Origin of the sequence: Methanobrevibacter sp. (genome assembly GCF_045541095.1) — an archaeon.
GTDB lineage: Archaea > Methanobacteriota > Methanobacteria > Methanobacteriales > Methanobacteriaceae > Methanocatella.
The window spans coordinates 1-12153 of sequence record NZ_JAZQIJ010000040.1 but is presented as its reverse complement, the minus strand read 5'-3'; the positions used below and the strand labels follow the sequence as shown (position 1 = coordinate 12153).

Annotated in this window: 4 protein-coding genes; all 4 read left to right on the top strand. The window is 34.3% G+C overall.

The window, feature by feature from the left end; translation table 11 throughout:
- Positions 1-272 precede the first annotated feature (272 nt).
- The 4 genes from ACKI2P_RS01780 (at position 273) to ACKI2P_RS01765 (ending at position 12082) form a co-directional block, all read left to right on the top strand.
- Positions 273-3008: a hypothetical protein gene (locus ACKI2P_RS01780; protein ID WP_407374534.1), complete on the top strand. Its 2736-nt coding sequence runs from the start codon at positions 273-275 to the stop codon at positions 3006-3008.
- Positions 3009-3158: 150 nt separating this feature from the next.
- On the top strand, positions 3159-10652 hold the full coding sequence (locus ACKI2P_RS01775; protein WP_407374533.1) for an Ig-like domain-containing protein: 7494 nt from the start codon (positions 3159-3161) through the stop codon (positions 10650-10652).
- A 76-nt stretch (positions 10653-10728) separates the two neighbouring features.
- The gene (locus ACKI2P_RS01770; RefSeq protein ID WP_407374532.1) at positions 10729-11574 is read left to right on the top strand and encodes a pantoate kinase; all 846 of its coding nucleotides are present in this window, start codon (positions 10729-10731) and stop codon (positions 11572-11574) included.
- Positions 11567-12082 carry a class I SAM-dependent methyltransferase gene (locus ACKI2P_RS01765; protein WP_407374531.1) on the top strand — a complete coding sequence of 172 codons (516 nt, stop codon included), beginning with the start codon at positions 11567-11569 and terminating at the stop codon, positions 12080-12082. The genes ACKI2P_RS01770 and ACKI2P_RS01765 overlap by 8 nt, the downstream gene beginning before the upstream one ends.
- Positions 12083-12153: the final 71 nt, after the last annotated feature.

Sequence of the window (12153 nt, the reverse complement as noted above, 5' to 3'; positions counted from 1 at the left end):
ATATGAAAATACAAATCAAATTTCTGTTAAATAACATTTTAACTCGGTATGATTGGTATTTTTTGGTCTAGTGCTCTAATAAACGGATATAATTGATTATTTATTAGTAATAATAATCAGATATATTTCGCTTATTTCAAGCATAATGATGATTAGGCTATATTATTTGTATAGATTTAAAAGATAACTGAAATAAATTTAAGGTTTATATTATTAAATGGAAAATTGATTTAGTTTACTATATTGATTTGTCTCTCGGTTTGAGGGAAATAATGAAATGTAATAAACTGATGATTTTATTGGTATTAATAATATTGATATTATCTATTGGGATGGTTTCAGCGAAAAGTGTTCCAACAGATTCAGATGTAAATAACGCAAACGAATTAGTAAAACAGGCAAATGATGTTGAAATTTTAAGTGATGGTGCTACCGGTACTTTCACTGATTTGAACGATGATTTGAAGAACGCTAAAGATGGCCATATAACTTTAACAAGAGATTATAAATTCGATGCTAGCAAAGATGCATCATCTTTGAAAACAGGTATCGAAGTTGATAATATTGTAATAAATGGTAATAATCATACCATAGATGGAAGTAACCTTGCAAGAATATTTATCCAATATAGTGGATCCGTAACTTTAAACGATATAAAATTTATTAATGGATATGTCGGTGACAAGGCTAATGGTGCTGCATATCTTTTATCAACAGGTACATTAACAGTTAACAATTGTCTATTTGAAAACAATTCTGCTGGACGACATGGAGGAGCAATTGGAGTGACATCCATATATCAGTCAAATCCGGTTGAAATCCATGATTCCGTATTCAGGAACAATTCGGCAAAATTTAATGGTGGTTCAGTATACGCGAGAGAATTATTAGTGGAAGATTCGTATTTCGAAAACAATAAGATTCTAACCCGTTCCTCATCGGAATGGACGCTTATTGAGCAGAAGGGACTAGGTGGAGCTGTCTTTTCTCATGACGGTCGAATAAAAAATTCACTATTCAAAAGCAATCGTGTATTAAACAGTGGTTACTACCAGATTGAAGAAGGTGGAGGTGCAATAACCTCTATTGGCAGTTTAATTGTTGATAATTCAACCTTTATCGATAATACGGCTTTGAAAGGTGGAGCAATCTTTGGTATAGCTCAATTTGAAAGCGACTTAGTTGCTAAAAACAACTTAACCGTAATCAATTCCAAATTCATGGAAAACGTTGCACAGAGTGGAGGTGCAATCTGTTCAAATTTCAACGTTACTGTAGATAAGTCCCTGTTTGACAACAACACCGCTAACGGATATGGTGGTGGAGCAATCAGTACAGGTTATAAGAGTAACGATAATTTGTTCAAGAATTCAAACTTCACTAACAACCTGGCATACAATTACGGTGGAGCAATATCTTCAAGTCATTCAAAAGTTGAAAATTGTTTGTTTGAAAACAACGAAGCAAATCATGGGGGAGCAATCTTCTCATTAAGCTTCGAAGTAGAAGATTCAAAATTCAAGAACAATATTGGAGTTTATGGTAACGAAACAATAGTTGTAGTAGACGGCCTGAAAAAAGATTCAAAAACCAAAATTTCAGACAATGAAATAAAGGTATTTGATCAAAACAAAGTTTCAGACTACTCTGTTGACGTGTTGGATGGAAACCCTGCAAATACCAAATATATTCCTTCCGGAAAATATGAAGGGTATGAGGTATTCTGTATTGAACAGCACTTGTTCTATCCGGACAACACAGAAGGGGTAATGACTAATGATTTAACATACATCGTCAACTCTCTTGACAGAACAGTGGTCGGAGATTACATCAGGATTTTGTTCTACTTGAGGGATGCATATCCTGAAAGATATACAAGCTATTCCTTATATGATGTCCAGGATATCATCTGGATGTTCACAGACGGTCATTACAAAACCTCACGTGACAGGCTTGTTCAAGATGTATTGGCTGCATATGAAAGTGGTGAAATAGAATTCTTTGAAAACAACACATACTATCTGCCTAACGGAACATTGATGGAATTCCATATGGAAATATTCCTGACTCCTGCAGACAGACAGAATATGGTGCTTTTCAAAAGTAATCCGTTCATGCCAACATACAATGAAACAGTCAAAAAAGATACTATAAACCAAACAGTTCTTGTCGGAGAAAACGTACAGTTCAAGATAACTGTTGTAAATACAGGTAATATGGTATTGCCTGATGTGTTCGTAAACGATACTCAATACAGCAAAGGATTGAAATTTGAAAAATGGTACAAAGATCGTGGTGACTGGACATATAAAGGAAACGGATTTTGGGTTTTAAATCATGACTTGGCACCTATGGAAAACGCAAGTTTCATTGTTGAGTTTTCCACTCACGTGCTGGGTAATCTCACCAATAACGTAACTTCCGGATATATGAACATTACCCTGTCAAACGCTACCAACAAAACAACTACTTTGCCTAACCCTAAAATGAAAGTCAGAAAAGTGACCAACAACTACAATGTAACCGTTGGAGAAGAGGTCAGCTTTGACATAATCGTTGAAAATGTAGGTGAGTATGAAATTACCGGACTGTATATCAAGGATACCTATTACAGCAAAGGTTTAAAATATGATTACTTTGTAGACCAGACAAATTCCTGGACCTACAGAGGAAACGGTATATGGGATTACAAATATCCATTGCCTGTGGGTAAAACAGCGAAAATAACATTATTCTTCCTGACTTTAAACACAGGTATCAAATTCAACTGGATTTATGCCGGAAACAATCAGACTTCCGAGATTGAAAAAAGTAGAAACACTACTAACGTAACTAAGAAAAACGAATCCGGTGAGGATGAAAATGGTACCAAGCATAATAACACAACCCATAAACACAAACATCATGAATTTAAACGTATATACGACAAAAATGCAACTGGTAATCCTTTGTTTGCATTAATATTGGTATTATTGAGCTTAGGAGCAATAACTCTTAAGCGAAAATAAATTTATTTGGTTATGTATCTGATACATAACTTTTTTTCTTTTTTTGAAATTTTACTTTTGAGGAACAATTTTGCCTTAACTTTAAATATGAAGTATAATATACATAAGTATTGTATAAATGATATTTTACATAAATGGGAGGAAATTGTTTTGAAATTAAAAAATAAGATGCTGGTTATCTGCCTGATCTTGTTTGTTCTCATTGGTATCACTGCCGTTTCGGCTGCTGATAATAATGCGGATAGTATAGGGGCCAATAACAATGAGACAGTAAGTTTAAGTGTAGATAATCCTAATGATGTTGAAATTTTAACAGCCGATGAAGGAAGCTTTAGTGATTTGCAAACTAAGATAAATGGTGGTTCTTCCAACATCGAGCTTGACAAAGATTATAAGTATTCTGATAGTGACACTATAACTACCGGTATTGTTATAGATAAAAATAATTTCACTATTGACGGTAAAGGCCACACTATAGATGCGAATGGTAATTCTAGAATATTTTATGTAAATGGTACAACTGTTACTTTAAAAAATATTATATTTAAAAATGGTTTTGCTAGTCTGGGAGGAGCTATTTATGGCCTAGGTGATAATTTAAGAGTCACTAATTGTTCTTTTATTAATAATAGTGCAAATTGGGGTGGAGCTATTTTTTCAAACCCTGACAGTTTATCTGTTTTTTCAGATTCCACTTTTATTAAGAATAATGCTAAATATGGTGGTGCAATATCAACATATTATGTTGATTATTACGGCAATAAACAATATGTGAGGAATTCTACTTTTATAGACAATACTGCTTCTTTATATGGTGGTGCAGTTTTAGTTTATGGTAAACAGCCAACTACCGAACGACCGTATACTGATGTAGTAACTATTTCAGGAAGTAAATTCATTAATAATAACGCACCGGAAGGTAGTGCAATTTCTAATTTCTATTCTGCTTCAGTAAATATTGATAATTCTATATTTTTAGGTGGTGAAGGCAGTTACATAGATTCTGATGCTCGTTTTGTTAATGCAAGCTATAACTGGTTTGGATCCACTTATGACAATAGGACCAAAAGACCTAATGTTGATGATGCAGTTGATGTATACAACTGGCTTTACTTGGATTTGATTCCGGATATTGCAAATTCCATTGCTACAGTTTCCATAAATAATTTATATAATCCTGAAACTGGCGAAACTAGTATATATTCAACTTCTAAATTACCTTCAATAGAGGTTAATTTAAGTTTCACAGGAATTGATCTTGATGTGAATAAAGTTGTTTTAGATAACACTGGAAAGAACACATTTAACCTTAACTTAGTAGGGGATTGTGAAATAACTGCAACATGTGAAGGTTCAACCGTAACTAAAAAAATTAAAGCTGGAAGCTTTTCTCAATTACAATCCATAATTAACAATGCAGCTGACGGAAGCACAATAAAATTAGATAAAGATTATGTTTATATGAGGGGTGTTGATAGCAGATACGGTATTGTTATTTCAAATAAACGTAATTTGGTCATTGATGGAAATGGGTACAATATCAATGGTTTGAATACTGCTTCAATGTTTGTTGTAGAAAAATCATCCACTAGCATTACATTTAAAAACATGAATCTTGTTAATGGTTATGCAGATGCAAATGGTCATGCGGGTTCAGCCATTAATACTCATGCTGATTATACCAATATTATCAATTGTACTTTTTATAATAATATTAACCATGGTCTTACAGGTGGTGCTGCAGTATATGGTTATGCTAGTAATGGTAAGGTAAGTAACAGTAGATTCATTAATAACACTCATACTTACAGTAGTGCTGGTGCTCTATACTGGAGAGGTGAAGGTTTAACAGTTGATAATACATTATTTGAAAATAACACAGCTACCTCTGAGGTTGATGTTGCAGGTGGTGCAGTATATCTGCATGATGGTGGTAAAGTTATTAACTCTACTTTTTATCATAATGCTGCAGACTACTCCGGTGCTATATATGGTTATGAGTATACTATTGATAGTTGTACTTTTGTGGGTAATGTTGCATTAACTGATGATATGTTTATTGGTGGTGGTGCAATACATGCTAATAACATTACTGTCCTTAATTCTGTATTTATGGATAATATTGCTAAGTCAGGTAGTTCTTTATTAATTGCTTCTTCAAATGCTGTTATCGATAGATGTTTATTTGTAAACTCTACATCTGATAAAAGTATAGTTTTAAGTGTTGCTAAAGGTGGTAAAATAAGTAATTCCATATTTTTAAACAATGATTTGCCTTTATCTATGCCTGTTATTTCCTGTGTATATGAAAATCTTCATACTGACTATAACTGGTATGGTAGTTATTGGAAAGATTATGACAAAACTATATGGGATGTTTCAACTCTTGCTGATATGACTAAATGGTTATTCTTAAATTATACAACTCCTATTTATAATAATATCACAAAAGAATTCCAGACAAAATTAAACTTTTTAGTCTATGACAGTACTACCAAAAGAGTAGTTGACTATGACTTTGATGATTTGCCTCCTATAACATTTTCATTATCCGGGGAAAATGTAACACTTAACAAAAATAATGTAAAACCTGGTGAAATAATCAGCGGTACTGCAAATTACCATAAAGGAAATTTAGTTGTACAATATGGTGATGTAAAATATGTCATTCCATTCCATTTTAGACAACCAACTAAAATAATTGTCAATTCCACTATTGATATAATTGAAGGTAACACATCATCTTCTGGTGCATATGTAGATGTATTTAATCAAGAGTATTCATATTTCTTAGAACAAAAAGGTCATTTAACCTACAGATCTAATGATACCAGTATTTTCACTGTAAACAGCCATGGTAAGATAACTGCTAAAAAATTGGGAGTTGCAGAATTATTTATTAAGTTTGATGGAACTGATGTGATGGGAAGAGATATGTATCTTCCTTCAAATGCCACTGTAATTATTAATGTTACTAAAATTCCAACCTATATTAAATCTGTATTTGATGTTCCAACTGAATTGGAGGTTGGGAATTCCGGAAACATGATTTTCTCTGTAATTAATGCTGTTAAAAATAGATCAATCTCCGCTGGTCAATTAACTTTTGAAACTGACAATCCAGAAGCTTTAAAAATTGATGTGATAGGCACTAATTCCTTCCAATATAAAACTCTTAAAAATGGAACTGCAACAGTAACTGTTAAATTTGCTGGAAATGATGATTATGAACCTTCAACATATGTTTTCACTGTCACTATAGGTCAGAGAGATCCTAAATTAAATGTTACTCCATCTGAATTAGATTTAGTGGTTGGAAACAGTTATGGAGTAGGAATTGATGCAAGACCAACTAGCACTTACGGTAAATTTGAATATATAAGCAATGATACCAGTGTTGCAATAATGGAATATGAATATAATATGCATACGGTAAAAGCTATTGGAAAAGGTGTTGCAAATATTACTATCCGATTCATTGGTGATACCCAGTATAAACCTGCAGAGGTTTATCTGATTGTTCATGTTAACAATATTCAAACTCATATTGTAGTGGATGAAGCAGTTAATATGTCCAAAACTGATCAATACGGTATAAATCCTGCTGTATTGGATGAAAATAACAAACCTATTGGAGCTGTTTTCGAATTTATCAGCAATGATACAAGTGTAGTTAGTGTTGATGAATATGGAGTAGTAACCGGTGTCGGTTTAGGAAAAGCAAACATCACAATCAACTATAAAGGAACAGATAAGTATGCTCCTTCATCAGCCAATGTGATTGTAACAGTTTCAACTGCTAAAAACGAAATTAGGGTTGTTTCTGATGTTGAAATTCAGGTGGGTAAAATCGCAAACCTTAACGCTACTTTACAATATGGTGGAAAATTGCTTTATGTAAGCAGCAACAGTTCAGTAGTAAGTGTTGATTCGAAAGGTATTATTTCAGCCCGTAAAATCGGTGAGGCAACTATTACTGTCACTTATGAGGGAAGCGATAAGTATGATCCAGCTACCAAAACAGTAAACGTTAAAGTGGTACATGTTCCAACATCAATCGATGTTGAAAAAACATTCGCTGTTGAAGTTGGCAGTGCTGTTAATTTAAATGCGAAGTTAAATCCAAAAATTGGAATCCTTACATATTCCATTGGTGATGAAAGTATTGCAAAAGTTTCATCAAATGGTGTAATTACAGGTGTTGGGGTAGGTAAAACCACTCTAAATATTAACTTTGCAGGAAATGATAGGTATGCTCCTTCAAATGCAACAGTTGAGATAACCGTATACACTGATAATGTTCCAACTACAATTGATGTAAACGGCACTTTTGATTTATTCGTTGGCGATAACGTAAATCTTGATGCTGTTTTAAATCCTGCCAATGCAGGTAATTTGACTTATGTCTCCAGTGACGATAAAGTTGTAACAGTTGATGAAAACGGTAAATTGACTGCTGTCGGTGAAGGTAGTGCAAACATTACAGTTTCCTTTGAAGGTAATAATAAGTTCCTGCCTAGTTCAGCCAACGTGCTGGTAACAGTTTCACTTATTCATACAAGCATTGAAGTAAACGACACATTAACAGTTAACATGACAGAAACAGCGGACATTGATTATGTCTTCTCTCATCCTGAAGCAGGTGATTTGGAATTTATTGTAGATGATCCTAGTGTCGCATACATTGAAGGCGGTCAAATCATAGGTGATAAAGTAGGTCAGACCACTTTAACCATTAAATTTGCCGGAAATGATAAATATGCTCCTTCCAGCGCTACAGTTAATGTTGTCGTAACTGATGTGGAAACTGTTATTGAAGTTGAAGACACCGTCAAAGTCAATGTAACTGAAAACTGTGTAATCGATGCCAAATTAAATCCTGAAGAAGCAGGTAAATTAAGATTCTCCACTAAAGATACAGGCATAATTTCCATTGATTCAAATGGAAAAGTTCATGGAATCAAATTAGGTACAGCTACAGTAACAATCACATTCAACGGTAACGGCAAATATCGTGCGGTTACAAAAAATGTTACTGTTGAAGTTGTTGATGTTGAAACCACAATTGACGTAGAAGATTCATTCAAGCTTAATGTAACCGATTTCAAAACAATTGATGCAAAACTTAATCCTGAAGAGGCAGGTAAATTAATATTCACTGCTGATAACGAATTTATATCTGTTGATGAAAAAGGCAGGATTGAAGGACTGAAACGTGGAAACGGTACATTAACAATAACCTTTAACGGTAACGGCAAATATCGTGCTGTTACAAAAAATGTTACTGTTGAAGTAGTTGATGTTGATACAAATATCGTGGTTAATGTAACAGACTTGACAATGAAATATGGTGAAGAAACCACAATCAAAGCTGACATCAAACCTGATGCAGTTCAACCGTTAATCTTTACAAGCAGCAATCCTGAAGTTGTAACAGTTGATGAAGACGGAAACGTTAAGGCTGTCAAACCGGGCGTTGCTAACATTACAGTAAGCTTCAACGGAGGCGGAAAATATAAACCAACAAACAAAACAATAACAGTAACCGTAGAACGCGCTCCTACTTCAATTTCAGTTCCTGAAACTGCTGATGTGGAAGTGGGTGCTGGAGTAAAATTAAATGTAACAACTGATCCTTTAAATCTCAATTTAACCTATTCATCCAGCGATGATGAAATAGTTGAAGTTGATCAAGACGGTAGAATTTTCACTATTTCAGGCGGAAATGCTGTTATAACAATTAAATACGATGGAAATGAGTATTACTTTCCTTCAAATGCAACTGTAACTATAAATGTTGATAAAAGGGACACAATGATTCAGGTTGAAAATGATGTTGTAATAGGTTTCTCCGAAAGTAAAAGTCTTGGTGCTAAACTGATTTCAGTTAAATATGGTATGCCTATCACTGGTAAACTGAATTATGTAAGCAGTGATGACAGTATTGTATCAGTTGATGAAAATGGCAGAATTACAGCCAATAAGATTGGAAATGCAACAATCACAATAACTTATGATGGAGTAAGTGCAAATAAACCTTGCAACGCAACTGTAAACGTGGAAGTAACCACAAAAACAACCACTATCAAATTTGAGGAATCTGAAAAATCACTTAATGTTGATGATACATATAAGGTTACAGCTACTTTGGAAGGAGGTCCTGATGAGTATATGATTATTTACACATCAAGTGATTCCACTGTTGCCCGTGTAAATCCATTCACTGGTGAAGTGACTGCCGTTGGTGAAGGAACTGCTAAAATCACCGCAAGCTATGCAGGTGATGATGAATATCACTCTTCCGAAGCTGAATTTACAGTATCAGTTTCAAGATTCGTAACTCATATCAGTGCATCAAATTCATATGATATGCTTGTATTTGAAACTATTGATTTGCATGCATTTGTAATTCAGAATGAGGAAGCTCCTTTATCCTACAGTTCAAGTGAAGAAGATGTAGTTATGGTAAATACAAAAGGAGAAGTAACTGCATTAAAATCAGGTAGTGCAGTAATCACAATTTCCTATGCCGGAAACAACAAATATCAGCCATGTCAAAAACAGGTAATTGTAAATGTTGCTAAGATTCCAACTTCAATCAATGTTGATGATGTAATCGTAATATATTCCGGAGACCAATATGCATTAACCGATATTTTAGTACCTGCTGATGCTCCTACAAGATATTTATCATATGATGTTGATGACTGGGATATAGTTACTGATGTTGACAGCAACGGTGTGATTACCGCAGGTCATGAAGGTGTTACAGAGTTAACTATTAACTATGAAGGAAACAGCGCATATCTTCCTTCAACTAAAGCAGTGGTTATCCATGTTCTCAAAAAGGTAATTTCAGAAGATGATTATAACTTCACTGTAGATGTGGACCACGATGCAGGTGAGGCTACATTCACACTCACCCTTCCTGAAGATGCTGAAGGTAACTTCCAGGTTATTATTAACGGAGAACCTTATGCGGAACCAGTTGAAAATGGTAAATCAGTTGTTACTGTTGGTGATTTAACTCCTGGAGATTATAAAGCTACATTAAGATACACAGGTGATCAAAGATATGCAAGTATCAACAATGCTACTACATTCCACGTCGGTAAATATAAAATAGACAAAAACAAAGACCAGGACATTTATGTAGACGGCACTCTTAAATACACTGTGCATCTGACAATGGATACTCAGGCTATGGAAGGAAAAACCATTACATTTAAGGTAAACGGAAAAACATACTATGCCAAAACAGATGTTCAGGGTTATGCTACAATCAACGTGAAACTGCCTGCAAAAATCAAAACCTATACTGTTACAGCACAATTCAAAAGTATCAAGGTTTCAAATAAGGTTAAAGTTCATGTAATTGTTGCCAAAAACCTGAATTACAAGAAAACATCTAAACACACTGTAAAAATAACTCTGAAAAAGTTAAATAAAAAATATCTGGCAAACAAAAAGGTTACCTTAAAATTCAACGGTAAAACCTACACAGGCAAAACCAACAAGAAAGGTGCTGTATCATTTGTACTTCCAAAAAGCGTATTTTCAAATCTTAAAGTAGGTAAATCCTACAAATACACTGTAAAATACTCTACAGACACAGTAACAAAATTGATTAAAATATTTAAATAGAGATTAGTTTTTTCTCTATTTTTTCCTTTTCTTTTTTTTCAAAAATTTTAATTAAATCAAAAATCAACATATTAGCATGAGTAATTCAGTTTTTGTACCCGGCCACATTACCGGTTTTTTTACCATAGAAAACCACGAAATAAAGTTAAAAAACGGATCATGCGGTGTGGGATTTCTTCTTACAAAAGGTGTTAAAACCACTATTTCAGATTCAGAGAAGTTAACTGTTGATGTTAATCAGGGAGGCACTACTGTCGTTGATGAGGTGCTCTCAATACTTGAAACGGATGCAAATTTTAAAATCACACAGGATATTCAGCTTCCGATTGGCGCGGGATTCGGCACATCCGCTGCTTCAGCCTTGAGCTTGACACTTGCTTTAAATGAATATCTTGATTTGGGTTATTCTCTTGAGCTGTGCGGCCAGATTGCTCATATGGCTGAGGTTAATCTTGGCGGAGGTCTGGGTGATGTCATAGCTCAAACTGGTAAAGGATTGGTTTTGAGAACCAAACCTGGAGCTCCCGGAATTGGCGAAATCAAATCATTTAAAGAAGACGTTTATGTTGCATGGAAAACATTTGGTGAGATAAAAACCGCAGACATCATTCAAAATTCCGAACTTAAACGGACAATTACTGCTTCCGGGTTGAAATATCTAGAAATGTTTGAAAGCGAGCCCACTATGGATAATTTCTTATCATTTTCAAACAGGTTTGCCAATGATATAGGTCTAATGTCAGATGAAGTAAAAGAACATGTTGATTATTTTAATTCTTCGGTTAATATTTTAGGCAGTTCCATGGCCATGCTTGGAAATACGGTATTTGCATTTGCATATGATGAAGATGCATTCAAAAACCTAAACATTGAAGACTTACATATAGATAAACTCAACAACAATGGGATAATTTATGATTAAACTCAGCTACAATATAGAAAACTACAGAAAAGATATTCTGGATTTGGTCAAATCAGGCGATACAGTCATCGAATTGGGATGTCATGTAGGTGGCACAACAAAACTTTTTGCATCAAAGTGCAATGTCGTCGCAGTTGACAATTCCCCCGAAGCAATCGATGAGATGGCAAAGCTTGATGTCAAATTCATTCCCGGAGATGTGCGTTTGCATGAAGTAATCGGTGAGGTCTACAAGATTGTTCAGAAATGTGATGTATTGGCCATAGACCTTGGAGGAGGATATCATCCCGACACTGCATTTAAGGTATTCTACATATGGTCATCAACATTCAAGCCAACTCATTGTCTGATTAGAAACAGAGGTATTTTGGAGTTTTTCAACTCAGCAGAATCCGCAGAAAAACAATATATTTCCAATGAAGGTTATCTTGAATCATATCACGATTCCGGAATCCCTCCTCAAATAAAGGAATTTGAATTGTGGACTCCTTCACTTAAAAAGAAATAATAGGATTATTTTTTTAAAATACTTAAAGAAATTGAGAGATTTCAGATATTATTCGTGTCTCCAAGCAGATG

Coding starts and splice junctions, on each gene's coding strand:
- ACKI2P_RS01780 (WP_407374534.1), top strand. CDS start 273: ATGAAATGTAATAAACTGATGATTTTATTGGTATTAATAATATTGATA.
- ACKI2P_RS01765 (WP_407374531.1), top strand. CDS start 11,567: ATGATTAAACTCAGCTACAATATAGAAAACTACAGAAAAGATATTCTG.
- ACKI2P_RS01770 (WP_407374532.1), top strand. CDS start 10,729: ATGAGTAATTCAGTTTTTGTACCCGGCCACATTACCGGTTTTTTTACC.